General features: G+C 34.8%; 19 protein-coding genes. 10 read left to right on the forward strand and 9 right to left on the reverse strand.

Translation table 11 applies throughout. The annotated features are described in order from the left end of the window. Positions 1–161 precede the first annotated feature (161 nt). From RT037_RS10105 to apaG, 4 genes are all read left to right on the forward strand, one after another. Positions 162–1,199, forward strand: a complete 1,038-nt coding sequence (locus RT037_RS10105; RefSeq protein ID WP_313030709.1) for a polyketide cyclase — start codon at positions 162–164, stop codon at positions 1,197–1,199. Between the two features lie 128 nt (positions 1,200–1,327). Continuing rightward, positions 1,328–4,120, forward strand: coding sequence for a 2-oxoglutarate dehydrogenase E1 component (locus RT037_RS10110; RefSeq protein ID WP_313030712.1), 2,793 nt, complete (start codon positions 1,328–1,330; stop codon positions 4,118–4,120). Between the two features lie 60 nt (positions 4,121–4,180). Then, positions 4,181–5,416, forward strand: coding sequence for a 2-oxoglutarate dehydrogenase complex dihydrolipoyllysine-residue succinyltransferase (gene odhB / locus RT037_RS10115; protein ID WP_313030715.1), 1,236 nt, complete (start codon positions 4,181–4,183; stop codon positions 5,414–5,416). Between the two features lie 75 nt (positions 5,417–5,491). Continuing rightward, the gene (gene apaG / locus RT037_RS10120; protein ID WP_079665868.1) at positions 5,492–5,878 is read left to right on the forward strand and encodes a Co2+/Mg2+ efflux protein ApaG; all 387 of its coding nucleotides are present in this window, start codon (positions 5,492–5,494) and stop codon (positions 5,876–5,878) included. Here the strand turns inward: apaG and RT037_RS10125 are convergent. From RT037_RS10125 to RT037_RS10135, 3 genes are read right to left on the reverse strand one after another with little or no spacing between them, the layout of a single operon-like run. Next, positions 5,875–6,429, reverse strand: coding sequence for a 3'-5' exonuclease (locus RT037_RS10125; RefSeq protein ID WP_313030719.1), 555 nt, complete (start codon positions 6,427–6,429; stop codon positions 5,875–5,877). The genes apaG and RT037_RS10125 overlap by 4 nt on opposite strands. Positions 6,430–6,483: 54 nt before the next feature. Next, complete coding sequence (locus tag RT037_RS10130; RefSeq protein ID WP_313030723.1) at positions 6,484–7,446, reverse strand: glycosyltransferase family 2 protein; 963 nt, start codon at positions 7,444–7,446, stop codon at positions 6,484–6,486. Beyond that, the gene (locus tag RT037_RS10135) at positions 7,443–8,330 is read right to left on the reverse strand and encodes a lysophospholipid acyltransferase family protein (protein WP_313030797.1); all 888 of its coding nucleotides are present in this window, start codon (positions 8,328–8,330) and stop codon (positions 7,443–7,445) included. Before RT037_RS10135 ends, RT037_RS10130 begins: the two co-directional genes overlap by 4 nt. 89 nt (positions 8,331–8,419) lie before the next feature. On the opposite strand from RT037_RS10135, the gene RT037_RS10140 reads away from it, so the two are divergent. The 3 genes from RT037_RS10140 to RT037_RS10150 all read left to right on the forward strand — a co-directional run bounded on the left by RT037_RS10140 (position 8,420) and on the right by RT037_RS10150 (position 10,281). Next, complete coding sequence (locus tag RT037_RS10140; RefSeq protein ID WP_313030725.1) at positions 8,420–8,974, forward strand: thioredoxin family protein; 555 nt, start codon at positions 8,420–8,422, stop codon at positions 8,972–8,974. A gap of 107 nt (positions 8,975–9,081) precedes the next feature. Beyond that, positions 9,082–9,951: an oxygenase MpaB family protein gene (locus RT037_RS10145; protein WP_313030726.1), complete on the forward strand. Its 870-nt coding sequence runs from the start codon at positions 9,082–9,084 to the stop codon at positions 9,949–9,951. A 39-nt stretch (positions 9,952–9,990) separates the two neighbouring features. Continuing rightward, positions 9,991–10,281, forward strand: coding sequence for a hypothetical protein (locus tag RT037_RS10150; RefSeq protein WP_313030727.1), 291 nt, complete (start codon positions 9,991–9,993; stop codon positions 10,279–10,281). A 4-nt stretch (positions 10,282–10,285) separates the two neighbouring features. On the opposite strand, the gene RT037_RS10155 is transcribed toward RT037_RS10150, so the two are convergent. Further along, the gene (locus RT037_RS10155; RefSeq protein WP_313030728.1) at positions 10,286–11,647 is read right to left on the reverse strand and encodes an aldehyde dehydrogenase; all 1,362 of its coding nucleotides are present in this window, start codon (positions 11,645–11,647) and stop codon (positions 10,286–10,288) included. A gap of 91 nt (positions 11,648–11,738) precedes the next feature. Between RT037_RS10155 and RT037_RS10160 the strand changes: the two genes are divergently transcribed. Both RT037_RS10160 and RT037_RS10165 read left to right on the forward strand, forming a co-directional pair. Then, positions 11,739–12,545 (forward strand): SDR family oxidoreductase, encoded by an 807-nt coding sequence (locus RT037_RS10160; protein WP_313030731.1) that lies wholly within the window; start codon positions 11,739–11,741, stop codon positions 12,543–12,545. An 82-nt stretch (positions 12,546–12,627) separates the two neighbouring features. After that, on the forward strand, positions 12,628–13,197 hold the full coding sequence (locus tag RT037_RS10165) for a hypothetical protein (RefSeq protein WP_313030733.1): 570 nt from the start codon (positions 12,628–12,630) through the stop codon (positions 13,195–13,197). A gap of 2 nt (positions 13,198–13,199) precedes the next feature. On the opposite strand, the gene RT037_RS10170 is transcribed toward RT037_RS10165, so the two are convergent. The 3 genes from RT037_RS10170 to RT037_RS10180 form a co-directional block, all read right to left on the reverse strand. Then, complete coding sequence (locus RT037_RS10170; protein ID WP_313030736.1) at positions 13,200–14,765, reverse strand: hypothetical protein; 1,566 nt, start codon at positions 14,763–14,765, stop codon at positions 13,200–13,202. 130 nt (positions 14,766–14,895) lie between these two features. Next, positions 14,896–15,945: an HlyD family secretion protein gene (locus RT037_RS10175; protein WP_313030738.1), complete on the reverse strand. Its 1,050-nt coding sequence runs from the start codon at positions 15,943–15,945 to the stop codon at positions 14,896–14,898. A 3-nt stretch (positions 15,946–15,948) separates the two neighbouring features. Continuing rightward, on the reverse strand, positions 15,949–17,280 hold the full coding sequence (locus tag RT037_RS10180) for a TolC family protein (protein ID WP_313030742.1): 1,332 nt from the start codon (positions 17,278–17,280) through the stop codon (positions 15,949–15,951). A 136-nt stretch (positions 17,281–17,416) separates the two neighbouring features. On the opposite strand from RT037_RS10180, the gene RT037_RS10185 reads away from it, so the two are divergent. Further along, complete coding sequence (locus tag RT037_RS10185) at positions 17,417–18,217, forward strand: AraC family transcriptional regulator (RefSeq protein ID WP_312323137.1); 801 nt, start codon at positions 17,417–17,419, stop codon at positions 18,215–18,217. Between the two features lie 227 nt (positions 18,218–18,444). Here RT037_RS10185 and rplI read toward each other — a convergent pair whose 3' ends face one another. Beyond that, positions 18,445–18,963, reverse strand: a complete 519-nt coding sequence (gene rplI, locus RT037_RS10190) for a 50S ribosomal protein L9 (RefSeq protein WP_312323135.1) — start codon at positions 18,961–18,963, stop codon at positions 18,445–18,447. Between the two features lie 183 nt (positions 18,964–19,146). After that, positions 19,147–19,449 carry a 30S ribosomal protein S18 gene (gene rpsR, locus RT037_RS10195; protein WP_027382072.1) on the reverse strand — a complete coding sequence of 101 codons (303 nt, stop codon included), beginning with the start codon at positions 19,447–19,449 and terminating at the stop codon, positions 19,147–19,149. Positions 19,450–19,455: the final 6 nt, after the last annotated feature.

Consider the following 19,455-nt stretch of genomic DNA (forward strand, 5'->3'; position numbering starts at 1 on the left):
TATAAAATTGTGTTAATTATTTTAACATTTGTTGCACTAGATTTCTGAAACGGCGTTTTTCTTTAAACCGAAAAATAGATTTGTTCGATTAAAGAAACTTACAAACTTAGAAATATAGACCACATACAATTCCTATATTTGCACTTGAATCATTCCTAGATATGCGCTGGATAAAATTTGGAGTTTTAATTTTAATAATACTTTTCGGGATTTACGCCGTTTCGATGACTTTTGTTGAGGAGCAAAAAGAATATACTGTACAGTCAAAAGTCGGTTATCCGATTGACAAGGTCTTTCCGCAGTTTAATATTTTGCAAAATTTTGCGCATTGGCATGATTTCTTCACGAGTGATAAAAATTTGGGATTCAGTTTTTTTACGCCTTATTCTGGACAAGGATCATCGATGAAATTCTTTAATAAAAAGAAACAAAATCAGTATGGCGAGATGTTTGTTAGGTACGAAAACCCAATGAGAACCTTGCGCTATCAACTGTTTTTGGAGGACGAATCTTATCCTTATTTAATCGATGTTAAATTTATGGCTAAAGGAGAATCGACGGATATTGTTTGGAAAGTTAAAACGCCAAAACAACCCTTGTTGAAACGTTCTATTAACTTAATGACCGAAGGTGTCTTCGTTGATAAAATTGATAAAAGTATTAAACATTTGACGGCGATTTTAGGAAATAAAGTTGATAAAGAAAACCTCATTGCGTCTATCAAATATGATAGCATTATGGTCGAAAATCAGGAAAGTGCTTTGTTATTGGGGGTTAATGTAACGACGTCTAACAAGAAGGATGCGCTTATCAAGAATATTGTAATTAACCATAATAAAGTCGTTAATTTTGTTAAACAAGATTTGGGCAAGAAAGATGACGAGTTCGGCAGTCCAATGTTAATCACCAATCCGAATAATTTTAAGGATAAAGAAGTGTCGTATTATTATGGCGTGGCTTTACCCAAAAGAATAGGCATTCAAGACAATAATTATACATTCCGTACAATTAATGGCGGAAAAACCTATGTGATTTATTATCAAGGAAGTTACGCTGGTAGGATAAAAAGCGTCCAACAGTTGATGCAAAAAGCCAAAAAAGATACCATGCGATATAACGATTTGCAAGAACAATTTTTGGAAGAACCCGATGCTGGATCTGACGTAAAACTAAAATTGCAGCTTCCCGTTTACCGATAATTGAAGACTTGGAAAACTGATATTTAACATATTGTTAAAAAGCAAATTCGATTGCCAGTTAATAGATAAAAATTTAGTAAATTTGTTGGCAATATTTGATAATTTTTATAAACAGATAATCTGTAATAATGGATAAATTTTCGTTTCTAAATGCCGCACATGCTCAGTTGATTGACGACATGTATGAGCAGTACCTGAAATACCCAGATTCTTTAGAACCTTCATGGAAGGCTTTTTTCCAAGGTTTTGACTTTGCAAGAGAATATTATGGTGATGATGAAAGCTATGACGTGTCACCTGTTGTACAGTATGCTCAACAAAGCGTAAACACTGGTCAAGCTTCGGAAGATATTAGCAAAGAATTCAAAGTTCTTAACCTAATCGAAGCCTACAGAACACGTGGACACCTTTTCACAAAAACCAATCCGGTTAGAGAAAGAAGACATTTTGTGCCAACTTTGGATATTGAAAATTTTGAATTGTCACAAGCTGACCTTTCTAAAAAATTCAATTCTGCAACAACAACTGGGATGTCTGGTCCCGCGACTTTAGCTGATATCATCAAGCATCTTGATGAGATCTATTGCGATTCTATCGGTATAGAATATATGCACATTAACGATGTTGATGAAAAGCAATTTATCAGGGATTGGGTTAGCGTTAACGAAAATCATCCGAAGTTATCTGCGGAAGAAAAAACGGAAATCCTTTTCAAACTTAACCAAGCGGTTGCTTTTGAAAATTATTTACATACAAAATTCGTTGGTCAAAAACGTTTTTCTTTGGAAGGTGGAGAGTCTTTGATTCCTGCACTTGATCAATTAATTACAAGATCATCTCAACTTGGTGTTGACGAGGTTGTATTAGGAATGGCACACAGAGGTCGTCTTAATGTTTTGACTAATATTTTTCAAAAATCATACAAAGAAATTTTCTCTGAGTTCGAAGGAAAAGAATTCGAAGAAGATGTATTTTCTGGAGACGTTAAGTACCATTTAGGTTCTTCTAAAACTATTACAACAGCAAGCGGCGAAGAAGTGATTATTAATTTAACACCAAACCCTTCGCATTTAGAGACTGTAGCAGCTTTGGTAGAAGGTATTTGCCGTGCAAAAGTTGATCACAAATACAAAGATTATAACAAAGTATTGCCAATCATCATCCATGGTGATGGTGCGATTGCTGGACAAGGTATCGTGTACGAAGTTGCACAAATGATGACTTTGGACGGATACAAAACTGGTGGTACAGTACATATTGTTGTTAACAACCAAGTGTCATTTACGACCAATTATTTAGATGCGAGATCATCGATCTATTCTACAGATATTGCAAAAGTAACGCAATCTCCAGTGATGCATGTTAATGCTGACGATGTGGAGGCTGTTGTACATGCAATTCGTTTTGCTGCGGACTTCCGTGCAAGATTCGGAAAAGATGTGTATATCGATCTTTTAGGTTATAGAAAATATGGTCACAACGAAGGTGACGAACCAAGATTTACGCAACCAAATCTTTACAAGAGCATTTCTAAACATCCTAATCCAAGAGAAATCTACAAGCAAAAGTTGATTCAGGAAAACATTGTTTCTGACGAAGTTCTTAAAACAATGGAGCAAGATTTCAAAAAGTTGTTGGATGAAAATTTTGATGCTTCTAAAGAGATTACGCGTAATGCAATGACACCTTTTATGGCCGAAGATTGGGTAGATTTTCCAATGGCGCCAAAAGGTTCGCTTCTTAAAGATTTTGATACTAAATATGATTTAGCGAAACTTAAAGAATTAGCTATTAAAATTTCAACACTTCCGGCTGATAAAAAATTCTTGAACAAAATCACAAGATTGTTTGAAAACCGTATCAAAATGGTAGATAACGATTCTTTGGATTGGGCAATGGGAGAGTTGTTGGCTTATGCAACACTTTTAACAGAGCAATTCGGAATCAGAATTTCTGGTGAAGATGTAGAAAGAGGAACTTTCTCTCACCGTCATGCTGTTATTAAAACTGAAGATACAGAGGAAGAATACACGCCGCTTAAGCATGTTTCTGACGCACAATTTGATATTTTCAATTCGCACTTGTCAGAGTACGCAGTTTTAGGATTTGACTATGGTTATGCAATGGCTTCTCCTAATACATTGACGATTTGGGAAGCACAGTTCGGTGACTTTATGAATGGTGCACAGATCATCATCGACCAATATCTAGTTGCTGCGGAGGAAAAATGGAAAATCCAAGATGGTCTAGTAATGTTACTACCTCACGGATCAGAAGGTCAAGGTGCAGAGCACTCTTCTGCAAGAATGGAAAGATTCTTGACATTGTGTGCTAACGACAATATTATTGTTGCTGACATCACATCGCCAGCCAACTATTTCCACTTGTTGAGAAGACAAATGAAATTTAATTTCAGAAAACCATTGGTTGTATTTACACCAAAATCATTGTTAAGACATCCAAAAGTGGTTTCTAGTCTAGAAGATATGGCAAACGGAGAATTCCAACCAATTTTGGATGATCCAACGGCTGATCCTAACAAAGTAGAACGTCTTGTTCTTTGTACTGGTAAATTGTATTTCGATTTATTAGCGAAGAAAGAAGAAAGTGGCGACGAGTCTGTTGCTTTGGTAAGATTGGAGCAATTGTATCCGCTTAACTTAGAAAAGATTGATGCTATTTTTGCTAAATATAATAAGAGAAAAGATCTTATCTGGGCACAAGAAGAACCTGAAAATATGGGAGCTTGGAGCTATATCTTGAGAAACTTTAGAGATACAGGTATCCAAGTTATTTCTCCAGTAGCATCAGGAACACCAGCACCGGGTAGCCATAAGATGTTTGAAAGAAATCAAACTGCGATTATCAACAAAGTATTTAACTGTGATGACGCACCAAGTAATAGACCAGTAACAGCTTAATATTAAAAACTAACGATATTTCCAGAGTTTAACTCTGTTTAAAACAAAAAAATTACTCCTATGTCAATATTAGAAATGAAAGTCCCTTCACCGGGAGAATCTATCACAGAAGTTGAAATTGCAACTTGGTTAGTTAAAGATGGCGATTATGTTGAGAAAGATCAACCTATCGCAGAAGTAGATTCGGACAAAGCGACGCTTGAACTTCCTGCTGAAGAAAGTGGTATTATCACTCTAAAAGCTGAAGAAGGTGATGTGGTACAAGTAGGACAAGTGGTTTGTCTTATCGATATGAGTGCTGCTAAACCTGAGGGAAGCGCTGCTCCTGTTGCTGAGGCGCCAAAGGCTGAAGCTCCGAAAGTAGAAGAGAAAAAAGAAGAACCTAATAAAGAAGCGCCAGTTGCAGCAACTTATGCTAGTAATACACCTTCTCCTGCTGCTAAGAAAATTCTTGACGAGAAAGGAATGGAACCTGCACAAGTACAAGGTACTGGTCGCGATGGTAGAATCACAAAGGATGATGCTGTTAAAGCTGTTCCAGCAATGGGTTCTGCATCTTCAACTAACGGAAGCAGAGCACAAACAACAACTAAATTATCTGTATTAAGAAGAAAAATCGCTGCAAGATTAGTTTCTGTTAAAAATGAAACGGCGATGTTGACAACGTTCAACGAGGTTGATATGTCAGAAATCTTCAGAATCAGAAAACAATACAAAGAAGAATTCGCTGCTAAACATGGCATCGGTCTTGGTTTCATGTCTTTCTTTACAAAGGCTGTAACTAGAGCGTTGAAATTGTATCCTGATGTTAACGCATCTATCGATGGCGATTACAAAATCAATTACGATTTCTGCGACATTTCTATCGCTGTGTCTGGGCCAAAAGGTCTTATGGTGCCAGTTTTGAGAAATGCGGAAGATATGACTTTAAGAAGCGTTGAAGCTAACATCAAAGATTTAGCAACTAAAGTTAGAGATGGTAAAATCACGGTTGACGAGATGACAGGTGGTACATTTACGGTAACTAATGGAGGTACTTTTGGATCGATGATGTCAACGCCGATTATCAACCCTCCTCAATCTGCAATTTTGGGTATGCACAACATTATCCAAAGACCAGTTGCTATTGATGGTCAGGTAGTTATCCGTCCGATGATGTATGTTGCAATGTCTTATGATCACCGTATTATCGATGGTAAAGAGTCTGTAGGATTCCTAGTTGCTGTTAAAGAAGCTATCGATAATCCAGTAGAATTCTTAATGGGTGGCGATGAGAGAAAAGCCCTAGAACTTTAATATCAAACTTTAGATATACAGAATCCCGCCCATTTCGGCGGGATTTTTGTATTATAGCATTTATATACTTAAGCCATGGTTTCAAAAACGACTTCTCAGATTCAAGTTACGGTTCATACAGAATATGATTTCAAGAACAGTTTTCCGTTGGATAATCGTTTCACGTTTCGTTATTACATTATTATCGAAAATATAGGTCAAGAAACCGTGCAACTTCTTAGCCGAAAGTGGCAAATTTATGATTTAGGTTATGGTCAGTCAAAAGTCGAAGGAGAAGGCGTTATTGGCTTGCAACCAGTCATTGAAGCAGGACAAACATTTAAGTATTTTTCGAATGTGGTTTTATTGTCAGGAATGGGAAATATGAAAGGTCAATATCTTTTCCTAAATGTCAACACCAACGAAAAATTTGAGGTGGAAATTCCAAAGTTTAGTTTAGTTTCAGAAGTTTTGAGTAATTAAAGTTGCTTGATATTTTTTAAGAAATAATCGTTGATTTCGTCATTTCTTGTCAACATCAAACGCTCAAAACCTAACAACGAAATTTTAGCACAAACTTCTGCATCATCGCCCGCTCTATGATGATTAAAGCTTATTTGGTGATGATCCGCTAGACTTCTCAAACCATAAGTTTTAAGGTCTTTCCAAGATTTTTTCGCTAAAGAAATACTACACAAATAATTGATTTTCGGTTTAAAAAAACCATAATAATCAAGACAACTTCTCAGTACACCAGCATCGAAAGACGCATTATGTGCAATCATCAAATTACCATACATTAATTCTTCAGCTTCGTGCCAAATATCTTCAAAAACGGGAGCGTCAGCAACATCATCTGGTGTGATGCCGTGGACATCGATATTTCTAGGATGGAAATAAGGAAAGCTTGGCGGTTTTATCAACCAAGTTTTAGTTGTTACAATTTCACCATTTTCTACCACACAAATTCCCATTTCACAAGCGGAATTCCGTTCGTGTGTAGCGGTTTCGAAATCTATTGCAACAAAATCCATTTTTTATCTTTTTTAAATTTTATGTTTTAAACCATAAACCAACAACTAAAATTCTTACTTCAAAAAGTGTTTAAAAATAAGCCATTTAGTTTGATAATAAACTTTGATCTGATGTTTTTGACGACGTTTTAAAGTTTCTCCAAATTGCCGATAAAATCCAAAATGTGATCTGACAATTGCCCAGGTGTGCGAAAATCCATCTTTAAACATCATGTAAATCCCCGCAATACCGTCCAAACAAAAACGGAAGAATATTAAATACAATTTGTTAGACGGAAGATTCTTCAACATCATGCTTAGATTATTTCTGAAGTTGAGGTAAGTCTTTTGCGGATTTTGTTTTTTTAAAGTTCCGCCGCCAACATGGTAAACCGTCGATTGTCCACAATAATAGATTTTGCGACCATCATTTTTTAAACGCCAACAAAGATCGATTTCTTCTTGATGTGCAAAAAATCGTTCGTCAAATCCTTTTTCATTCCAGAAATCTTTAGCTCGGATAAATAAAGCACAACCCGAAGCCCAAAATATTTCAGCAATATCATTGTATTGTCCTTTGTCTTCTTCAATAGTTTCAAATTCGCGACCACGACAATACGGGTAACCAAGATTGTCGATCAATCCACCGCCAGCACCAGCAAATTCAAATTTATTTCTATTATTAAAATCTAAAATCTTTGGCTGAATAGCCGCAATAGATTCATCTTTTTTAAATAAATCTAAAATCGGTTCTGTCCAGTTTTCTGTAACTTCAACATCAGAATTAAGAAGACAGTAGATGTCGGCACAAATCTCTTTTAGACCTTCATTATATCCACCAGCAAATCCAAAGTTTTCTTTGTTTAAGATTTGCTTTACTTGAGGATAATTCTCAGCAATCCAAGCCACAGAATCATCTGTCGACGCATTGTCAATGACGTAGATTTCAGCTTGCTGACTGTATTTAATTAAAGTTGGTAAGAATTTTTCTAGCCATGATTTTCCGTTCCAGTTAAGGATTGCAATTGCTAATCTCATGGGTTTGCTTCGTATTGTTTAATAGAATCTTGATATTTCCAACGTCTGTGCGACCAAAGCCAATTATCAGGACGTTTTTGGATGGTGTTTTCTAACAATTTATGGAATTTTCTCACCACTTCATATTGCTCAAATTTTTCACCATCAGGATCAATTCTGTAATAATTAACTTGATAAAAACCGCGTTTCACCTTTTTCATATCGCAATAGATAAAGGCTAAATTTAATTTTTGTGATAATCTGTCATAACCGATAAAAGCTGGTGTTGGCTGATTTAGAAATTTTAAACCATAAGTCACATGCGAGAAATGTGGTGTTTGATCTGCAACAAACATGTAGATCGAATTACCATCGTTAGGACTTTTCAAGATCTGTTTAATCACTTCATTGGCTTCGAGAGATTTGTTGTTAAAACGATTTCTCACGAATTTAATTTTCTCTTCCCAAAATTTACTGTTCATTTTTCGATAAACGGGATGGCAATTTTCTTGCGGAACCATCGTCGCCAAAGCATTAAACCATTCCCAGTTAAAAACATGTCCAGACAGCAAAATAATGTTTTTACCTTCTGCTTGTATTTCTGAAAACAAATCACGGTTAAGGTGCTGAACGCGGACTTTAAGCTCGGTTTCAGAAATTGTAAATGCTTTTAACATTTCCACAATATAATCACAGAAATTGATGAAAAATTGTTTTTGAATGCTCACCAATTCTTCATGCGTTTTGTCTGGAAAAGAATGTTTCAGATTGTCATAAACGACTTGTTTTCTGTAACCAACAATGTGATAATTGAGAAAAGACATCACATCCGAAAAAGCATACAAAACCCGTAAAGGCAGTTTTGATAACAATAATAATATGCTGAATAATATTTGGTTCAAAATTTGTAAAAAAGAATAACGACAAAGTTAAGGAAAAGCTATCGATTTATTCTTTAGTTTTGTAAATGTAAAGCGATTAAAATACTGAAATTATGCGAAAAGTAAAAAGCCTAGTGCTTGGCGTTGGTGTGTTGTTGTTAGGAAGCACTGTTTTCAAAGCGCAAACTGCTGATACAACAAAAGCTCAAGTGACGCAAGATGCAGCAGCAAAAAAGAAAGCTGCAGAAGAGGAAAAAGCTCGTCTCAAAAAACCTTATGATCCCAAGGCGGATGCTGCAAAAGATATAAAAGCTTTGGTGGCAATTGCAAAGAAAGAAAATAAAAATATTATTCTACAAGCTGGTGGTAACTGGTGTATATGGTGTTTGAGGTTCAATGATTTTGTTGAAAAAACACCTGAGTTGAAGTCAATTGTTGATGACAATTATTTGTATTATCACCTCAATTATTCGCCAGATAATAAAAATGAAAAGGTCTTTGCAGCGTACGGAAATCCTGGTGACAAATACGGTTATCCGGTTTTCATAGTTTTAGATAAAAACGGAAAAATGATTCATGTACAAGATAGTTCAGTTTTAGAAGCTGATAAAGGTTATGGATTGGAGAAAGTCAAAGAGTTTTTCAATAGTTGGAAACCGAAAAGTTAGATACAAAGCCAAGATTTTTCTTGGCTTTTTGTTTAATTAAATAAAATCAAGATTAAAATCATATCGATTTAAAATTTTGATAACGTGATAATTAGTATTTTTAAGTCATGCAAGATTTTCAAGCCAAACCATATTATAAAGATTCAGAACATTTCAAAACCTTTTGGAGTAAAGGCAATGGGAAGTTACTTCAAGAATGGAGTGGAGCAGAATTGTCTTTCAAAGATTGGGATAAATTTGCGCCTTATTTTTATCAATGTGACGAAGTTGGCGATCAAGTTGTAAAAGATGTTTATTTTAAATCTTCTTTTGCTGAAGCAACATCGACCATAAAAAACTACATTGAGAATGGTGTTGATTATAATGATCTCGAAATTGCAGAAAGTCTAAAAGTTTTATTTAAACAAACAGAAAATATTCCTGATTGGCTTGATTGGAATCTTATCGAAAAAGGTTCGGAAGTGTGTCAAATTGCTGGTCTCAATGCGTTGATAATTCTTCGCGATTACGTGTTAATGGGCGGTTACGATTACGCCTATCTTAACAAGCCTATTATTTTGACAGGTGCGCTTAAAAAAGGTGCAGTCAAAAGATTGGCGGACACGCTTAATTTTTGGGTGAATGTCACGAGAAAAGATGCTTTGCAAGTTCATAAAAAAGGTTACGGATTCTGTATTACGACACGATTGATTCATTCGTATTCTCGTTTAATGATTTTAGAAAAAAACAAAAATTGGGATACCAAAAATTGGGGACTTCCGATTAATTCGTGGGATATGATGGCGACGTATATTGGGTTTTCGTTGATGTTTTTGCACGGATTACAAAAATTGGAAGTTCAAATTACCGATGAAGATGAAGCTGGCTTGTTTCATCTTTGGAAGTACATTGGTTATCTAATCGGAATTCCAAATGAGATATTACCAAACGATAAAAAAGAAGCTACGGAATTTTTCTTTATGTGGACGGCAACCTAACCATCTTCGGATGAAGATTCTAAGCATCTTGCAAAATCTTTGCTGGACGAAAATCTAGAAACACCAACACTAAAATATCAGTTCCAAAGGAGAAATCTGCGTTATTTGCACGTCGGGCTTAACTGGTTTTTGTTGGATGACGAAACTAACAAGCGCCTCGGAATTGAAGAAGTTAAGTTTCCTTTTGCGTTTGCAAAGTTTTTAAAACTGAGAAATCGATTGTTTTTCCGTTTTGCAAGTCGCGAAAAGCAAATACAAATTGGCGCAAGTGCACAAGAAAAAGTGCTTGCGGATTATTTGAAAACTGCACCGAGAAATAAACATCATTAAATTTTCACATCAATTTCTTTATCCAACTCAGTTTTTTATCAGAATACGGCGGATATTTAATGTTAGGTTCGCCCCAAGTTGCCCTTTTTAAAACAGATTTTTGATGTGTAAAAGCTTCAAAACCATATTTTCCGTGATAATTTCCAATTCCTGAGTTGCCAACACCGCCAAATGGCAAATTTTCATTGGCTAAATGCATGACGACATCGTTGATGCAAGCACCACCGAAAGAAATTTGGGTGGTGAATTTTTCTATTTCATTTGAATTATTACTGAAAAGATAAGCTGATAAAGGTTTTTCGTGATTTCGGATTTGATTCAAAGCTTCATCAAAATTATCGTAAACCAAAATCGGAAGAAGGGGTCCGAAAATTTCTTCTTGCATAATCTTGTCATTCCAATTTATAGGAGACAAAAGCGTCGGTTGAATGTAAAGCTTTTCTAAATCTGTTTTTCCACCGAAAATTATTTTTTTGTCATCAATTAAACTTATAAGTCTATTAAAATGCTTTTCGTTAATAATTCTTGTAAAATGAGAACTGTTCGGTTGATAATCGTTTTTCTGAACTTGATTTTTTAATATTTCAATAAACTTAGATACTACTTTTTTATCAACCAAAATATAATCTGGCGCCACGCAAGTTTGTCCAGCATTTAAGAATTTTCCCCAAATAATTCTTTTTGCAGCCACTTCTAAGTTGGCGTTTTCAGTAACCAAAGCTGGACTTTTTCCGCCCAATTCCAAAGTTACAGGCGTTAGATTTTTTGCGGCAGCTTCGTAAACGATTTTTCCAACTTGCGGACTTCCCGTGAAAAATATCTTGTCAAATTTTAGTTTTAAAAGTTCTGTTGTTTCTGCAACGCCGCCTATTTCTACGTGTAAAACTCGCTCATCAAATTTTTTATTGAATAAATCCGCCATCAATTTCATGGTGTTTTCAGCAACTTCGCTCGGTTTTAGAATACAAGTATTTCCTGCAGCAATGGCAGAAATCATCGGACAAATCGAAAGTTGATAAGGATAATTCCACGCGCCAATCACCAAACTGCAACCCAAAGGGTCTTGATAAATTTTCGAAGAACCTGGAAGATTCGGTAAGTTTGTTTTTACCGATTTTGGTTTCATCAAACTTTTTAAATTTTTCAAATAATAATTGATTTCACCATAAATAATCGATAATTCGGTTGTGTAAGTATCGAACTGTGATTTTCCAAAATCTTTGTGAATAGCTTCGTAGAACAGATTTTCGTTATCAGAAATAACTTGTTTCAGCTTTTTTAATTGCGTTTTTCTCAAGTCTAAACTTTTGGTAGCTTGACTGTTAAAAAAATCACGTTGCTTTTCTAGAATATTTTGGATGGACATTTTAACTGATATTTTACGAATATAAAAATAAGGAAATAAGACTTGCTTTTTGTAGGTTTTAATTATATTTATTGAAAATAGAATTCACTGTATGAACTTCAATGGGAAAACGGTTTTAATAACGGGTGGCGCTTCGGGTATTGGAAAAATTATGGGTAGAAAAGTCCTCGAAAGAGGTGCTAAAACCTTGGTAATTTGGGACATCAACGAAGTTGGAATTGAAGCTGTTAAACAAGAATTTTCTTCTTTAAGAGGAAATATTATCGGTTATAAAGTTGATGTTTCTAATGTTGAAAATTTGATTGAAATTTCTTCTAAAACCAAACAAGATGTTGGTGTAATCGACGTGTTAATCAATAATGCTGGAATTGTGGTTGGGAAATATTTTCACGAACATTCGCATGAGAATATTTCTAAATCGATGGCGATAAATGCCGATGCAATTATGCATATTACTTTAGAATTTCTTCCCGAAATGATGGGTAATAATTCGGGTTCTATTTGTAATATTTGCTCGTCGGCTGGTCTTATTTCTAATCCGAAAATGTCTGTTTATGCGGCTTCCAAATGGGCAGCGGTTGGTTGGAGCGACAGTCTTCGACTAGAAATGGAAGAACTAAAAAAGAATATTTCTGTAACCACCATTATGCCTTTTTACATTAATACGGGAATGTTTGATGGCGTAAAATCTAAACTTTTGCCGATTCTTGACCCCGAAAAAACTTCAGAAAAAATAATTCGTGCCATAGAAAAGCAAACCAAAATGTTAGCAATGCCGCTTCCGTATTGGTTTATCCGACTAAGCCAAGGGATTTTACCTTTAGCCGTTTTTGATTGGACGATGCGCAATGTTTTCGGGATTTATGATACGATGAAAGATTTTAAAGGAAGAAAGTAATGGAGAAACTAAGTATGTTTTTACAGAAATATGATCTAAAGTTTGAAAATTTACAAATTCTGAATTATTTTTTTACATAAAAGTGTGGCTAGTTCCTGGTCAAAGTGATGCAACTTTTATTACCAACGGCATTCAGCTTTTTGTTGTTGAATTTCTAATGATTCATTCTGGCGTTTTTCTGTCAGTATTTGCAAGAAGTAAAAAGTTCATTATTATTGCTTTACTGTATGGATTTATGATTTATGGTCTAGCAAAATCTTTTCATAACAACTACTATTTTTACTTTTATTTGCTGATTGTTATGAACCGAATGCGTGCTGGTTTTGCAGGAAGCAATCCTTTGTTTTTTATTAGAAATATTGCTTATTCGATTGCAGGTGCTATTTTCTTTTTGATTGCGGGAATCAGCCTGGCGATTTTGGAAAAGTGGATTCCGCAATTTGGATTGACAGAAGCGTATCTTAATACATCAGGTTTTAGATGGCAAAATGCCAAAACTGGCGGAATGCTCGTTGATAAGCCACAAACGGTTATGTATTTTTGGATTGTTTATTTCTCGCTTTGGATTTGGTTTGAGTTTTATATCCAAGATAAATTGAAAGATTATAAAGGTGGAATAACCTCTTTCTCATTTAAAACGAAGAAATTTTAATTTTAATAAAAAATATTTCTCACACCAATTTTTGCAGGTTTATAAAGCAAAATGATAATTGTTGTTGCAAGAGCAATCCAGAATAAAATTGTGAAGATTTCCATGTTTGAAAGCAAAAGTGCTTGTGCAGAAATTTTAGATTTAAAACCACCAATCGTTACGCTGACAGCGTCATTGTATGTCAATTTACTTAGATTGGCGTTAAAATTATTATTCCATAAACTGCTAAAAATAGGGTTGGTTGGCGAAAAATTCGTACTCAAAGAATCGGCGTGTTTTAAACTTAAATACAAAATAGCATTTTGCATAATTGAATATCCAATTGCAGTCGTCCAAAACCTAACTGTTGTTCCCATTACAGCGCCATTGGAAACTAAATTTGGAGGAAGTCCCGTGATGATGTACATAACAAGCGGCGTAAACAAAAGTCCTTGTCCAATGCCTTGTAAAAACAAAGGTGGCGCAATCGTCCATAAAGTTGTGTCAGGATAAAATACGTAAGTAAACCAAGCACAATCGATGGCTAAAATTGCAAATCCGGAAGCGAAAATCGTTTTTGAAGAAACTGCGCGCATCAACAAAATTCCAGATATTATAATACCCAAAATTGTTCCTCCAACATTGAAGTATTGAACGTTATTGATGTATTCCCAAGGCCATTTCCAAACGTTAGCCATAATGCTGTACACATTGTTAAGACCTGCACGAATAACATAAAATATAAAAAATAACAAAATTCCGACTAAAATATGGACGTAAGAAAAAACTTCTAAGTGGAAAATTGGTCTTTTGCTGTATTTCTGTTTTAAAATAAATAAACCCGACGAAATCATAAATAGGAAGAGACAAAAAACAATTTGATTGGACTCTAACCACATCAATCTTTTTCCATAAATAATGGCATAAGCGCCAGATTGTAAACTCAACCAAAGTAAAAAACAACTCACATGGTCCAATTGATATAACGGAATTCTCGCAAAAAATCTATTGCTATTAAATATTGAAAACGCTACAATCAGCACAAAAATGTGGAAGTAAGCAATCATTAAAACCATGTGTTGAAAACTATAATTTTCGATGCTGGATTTTAGTAAACTTGTTGTAATCGTACCACCAGTCAACATTATGGCGTAAAGAAAAAGATAAGCGACGATTCTGGCATGTTTGGTTTTTAGTTCGGCGGTGATTAATGGTAAAAAAATAGCGCCTTCCAAAACTCCAAAAATTCCTTCCAAAAATCGCATTACCAAAATCACGTGATAGTTGTTGGTTACCGAGACGACATATAATATAATGATGGAAACCGATGACATCAACAAAATGTAGTATTTGACACTGAAATATGCCATAAATCTCGGTAAAACCAAAAGTGTAACCACGATTGTACCGTACATTAACATCAAAAGATATTGCAAATCGTCTGAATCTACGTCTAAAAATGATGATGTAAAAGCGCTGTTGGAATGAAACAACGACATCAGCATCAAGTGCGGAAACATTGCCATAATCAGCAACGGAAGTTTCAACCATTGCGGAACCCATTTGTGATATATTGTATTGTGTGACAAGGATGTATGTTTTGAGATTTGAGATACGAGATTCGAGTTTCCGGGTTCGAGGTTTAATGTTAAAGGTTTAAAAGTTTAAGGTTTAAAGCCAAAAACCCAAAACCATCAACCATCAACCAACAAACAATCATTATTCATTTTTCTTTGCGCTTACCAAAACATTCATTCCAGAAAGGAGTTTGTCGTTGTTTTGATTGTTTTCAAGAATAATTTTTACGGGAAAACGCTGTTCTATTTTTACGAAATTTCCAGTCGCATTGTCAGGTTTTACCAAAGAAAACTGTGAACCCGAAGCAGGTGAAATGCTTTCTATTTTTCCTTTAAATTCAATGTTCGGGAATGCGTCGGCGGTTATTGTAACCTCTTTATTTTGGTCGATTTCTCCTAATTGCGTTTCTTTAAAATTGGCGATAATCCATTTTTCTTTAGAAACAATTTGCACTAAAGCCTGACCTTCTTTTATCAATTGCCCTTCCTGAATTGTTTTTTTGCCAACCCAACCGTCGTAAGGCGCAGTGACAACCGTATAAGAAAGAAAAAGTTTCGCATTATTAAGGCTTGCCGAACTTTGCTGAATCTGACTTTGCAATGGCGCAACTCTAGTTTGTTGTTCGTTTGCACTTGCTTTTATCGCATTTTTTTGTTGTTGCAAAGCAAGAAGATTGGCTTTCGCTTGTTCGTAAGAGGCTTTTATATTTTCAAATTGTTGTTCTGTTGCGGCATTTTGCTCGAGAAGATTTTTGTAACGATTATAATCTTGTTCAGTTTTCCAAATATCGATTTTTGCGGAAGAAATTTTTGCGTCGATAATTTTAGAATCACTTTCCTTAGTATTTACGCCACTTTGCACAGTTTTTACAGTTTCCGTTGTCGCTTGTAGATTGGCTTCCGCAATGTTGACTTGGTTTTTAAATTCACGATTATCAATAATCAACAAAGTGTCGCCTTTTTTTACAAACTGATTTTCTTTAAACTTAACTTCCTTGATAAAACCAGAAACTTTGCTGGAAACTGGCGTTATATATTGCTCGATTTGTGCATCGTTGGTCGTCACATTTTTTCGACTGAAAAGATAAAAGCTCAGCATTCCTGCAACGCCTGCAATAATGAGAATCCAAGCCAGAAGCGAGATACTTTTGTTGATTCTTTTTTCTCTTTTTGTAAGTTGTTTTGTTGCCATATTTTAAAGCTTTCCAATGATGTATTGTAGTTGATAATATTTGAGTTGTCTGTTGATTTTTACCGAAATTAAATTAGATTCTGCTTCCAAATAAGCATTGTCGGCATCGATAAGTTCTGTGATTAAACTTAATTTGTTAGCGTATTTTGTTTTCACAATTCTGTAATTTTCCTCAGCTTGGGCAATTGCTTCCTGTGCAATATTTACTTTTTGTTCGGTTTCTTCATATTTTTTATATGCCTGAAAAACCTCGTGTTTAAGTTGCTCTTCTTTTTCCTCCAATTCCAGATTTGCCAAGTCGATATGCTGTTTGGCTTCCTGCATTTTGTATTTATTTTTATACAAATTTTCGATAGGATAGGTGAGGGTTACGCCCAACATGCCGAGTCTGTATGCATAAGGTTCTGGCGGAAAAAACATCATATTTGGATATTTTAACCAATATTCGCCGCCCATTGTGATGTTTGGAAGATATTTGCCTTTCACAATTTTTTTGTCGATTTCTGCCAAACGAATATTGTTTTTAGAAACCTCAATACTTTCATTTTCCGTGATGGCTTGGGAATTCAGATCTTCCAAATACGGGATTTTTACTTGTTCTGAAACCAGTTCTGTGGTATCTACATGCAATTCTTGATTGTCGGGCAAGGATAAAAGTGTTTTGAGTTGATGTTCCGCAATTTGAATATCGTTATCCAATTCTGTCCAAGACATTTTGTGGTTAGAAAGTTGCAAAGACGTTCTCAGAACTTCATTGTAAGTCACCACGCCGTTTTTTTTTAGGATTTTTGTTTCCTTAATATTGGCGCTGTCTTCTTTCATTTTTTGTTGAATTAAAGACTGTTGCTCTTTCAAATGATAAATTTGTAGAAACGCAGTAATGATTTGCATTTTCAATTCTCGCTCATCGATTTGTGTTTTTAGCTTTGAATTTTCTGTATTAATTTTTGCTTTTTTTTCCTTATTTTTTAATTTCCTACCAAGATAAAGCGGAATGGAAGCCGATAATGTGAAATCACACATGCCATTAACTGCATCATATTTTGTGGATTTGTCGAAGATTCCGTTTTGATATTGGTGCAAATTGCTCACTTGTGTGTAATTGGTATGGAACTCAATATTGGGCAATTTTTCCATTTTTAAATCTTTTTCTTTAGTTTCAGAAATCGAATTTTTTAAACGACTAATTTTTACAGCTTTATTGTTGTTAAGTCCTATTTCTAAAGCTTCCTTCAGAGAAAGTTGATTATAGTTTTGAGCTTTTATGTTTAAACTTAAAAGAATTAGGGCCAAACTTAAAACGTGATATTTTCTGATGTGAAATATCATTTTCATAATTTTATAAATGTATTTTTAGGGATTCTTATTTTGATAAAGCAAAGTTACGACTAGAAGTGCGTGACCGTCTTTGTGAAAAATGAAAATGATTTGCGCATTTACGCCAAATTGATATTTTTACTAAATTTGGGAAATGGGAAAAAGTCACTACGATGAGCTTGAAGAAGCAGATGCAAGCTTTTATGTTTACCATCTTTTAACGGGAAATGTAGAAACGAAAAAACATTCTCATCATTCGGCGCAGTTGATTTACGCCGAAGGCGGAATTATTCACATTTTTACGGAAGAGAAGCATTGGTATTTGCCTGCGCGCTGTTTTATGTGGATTCCTGCTGGACTTCCACATTATATTCTGTCTTATAGCTCAAAGGTGAGTTTATTTAATTTTTATTTTAAACCAGAAAAAGAAGAAGATGATTTTTTCTCGGAAGTTAATATTTATTCCGTAAGTCATCTTATGCGCGAAATGATTCTTTTTACCAAAAACTGGAGCGGAAAGGTGACAGAAGCCGATCAACAGAAGTATTTTTTTCTAAAAGCCATGAAGTATATTTTGCCAACAAGTCGGGATCGTAAGTTGGCTTTTCCTGTGCGACATCCTTTCCCGAAAGACGAAATACTTTTAAAAATTGCAAAATTCTTGAATACCAATTTAGATAAAAATCTTGGTTTGGAAGAAGTTGCAAAAAATTTTGGAGTTAGTAGCCGCACTTTATCCAGGAAATTTAAAGAACAATTGGGAATGAATTATGTGCGTTTTCTTCGTGCCTTGCGTATTACAAAATCTTTAGAATTAATGGGAGAGGAGAAGTACAATATGTATGAAATTGCGATGCTCGTTGGTTACAATTCTTTGTCGTCTTTCAGTAATATTTTCAAGCGTGTGACGGGCATTTCGCCAACGGATTATCAACAGCGGTTGAAATCAAAATAACCTGAGTTCGCGATAAGAAAATTAACGTCAGTTTGAGTGGTTTTCGAAGAAAACTGTATCGAAAACAAGTGAATTTTCTTATCATTAAAGCTTCTCGATACAAAAACTTTCAGATTTTTACCGGAAGTGACGGACTCGTATAAATAAAAGTACTTTATCCCAAACTGACGTAAAATAACAAAAAAACCTCCGAATTCGGAGGTTTTATATTTATTAAAGAAAAAATATTAAGCTTCTTCAGCTGGAGTTTCTTCTTCTTTTTTAGGAGCTGGAGCAGCTTTAGGAGCAGATTCAACAGGAGCATCAGATACAACGTCGAATTCGTAGTTGTACTCAACATTTCTGTGAAGTCTGATAAGCGCTTCGAACTTACCTGTTCTTTTGATAGTGTTACCAGGGATTTTGATGTATTTTTTATCTACTTCAACACCTGCTTTAGCCAAAGCTTCAGAAAGGTTAATGTTGTTGATAGAACCAAATAATTTGTCTCCTGTACCAACTTTCGCAGCGATAGTTGTCGTTGTTTTTTTCAATTTGTCAACGATAGCGTTAGCAGCAGCGATTAATTTTGCTTCTTCTTCTTTTCTAGCTTCTAGAGTTTCTGCAAGGATAGCTTTGTTTTTAGGCGTTGCTAATACTGCGAAACCTTGAGGCATAAGGAAGTTACGTGCGTAACCTGGTTTTACATTTACTGTATCGAACTCAAGTCCTAAGTTTTCAACGTCTTTTTTAAGGATAATTTCCATGTTGTTGTCTTGTTTAGATTTTAGAGGAAAGAAGAAAGAGCAAAGAAAAAAGATTTAAGTCTTTCATCTCTTATCTTTTGTCTTTTATCTAAAACAGTTAGAATTAATTATTTATTCAGCAACTAAAAATAGCTATAAGCTTTAGGTATAATACTTAAAGCTTATAGCGTTTTGCTTTTTGTTTTATTTTAAAAGGTCTGCTACGTAAGGCATCAAAGCTAAATGTCTAGCTCTTTTGATAGCTGCAGATACTTTTCTTTGATATTTAAGAGAAGTTCCTGTGTAACGTCTTGGTAAGATTTTACCTTGCTCGTTAACGAATTGTAATAAGAAATCAGCATCTTTATAATCTACATGCTTAATTCCGAATTTTTTGAATCTACAATATTTCTTTTCAGATTTTGTATTGATATCAAGTGGTGTTAAGAATTTTACTTCAGATTCTCCACCAGCTGAAGCTTGTTTAGCCATATCATCTATTGCCATGTCTTT

Source organism: Soonwooa sp. (genome assembly GCF_032062245.1).
Lineage (GTDB): Bacteria > Bacteroidota > Bacteroidia > Flavobacteriales > Weeksellaceae > Soonwooa.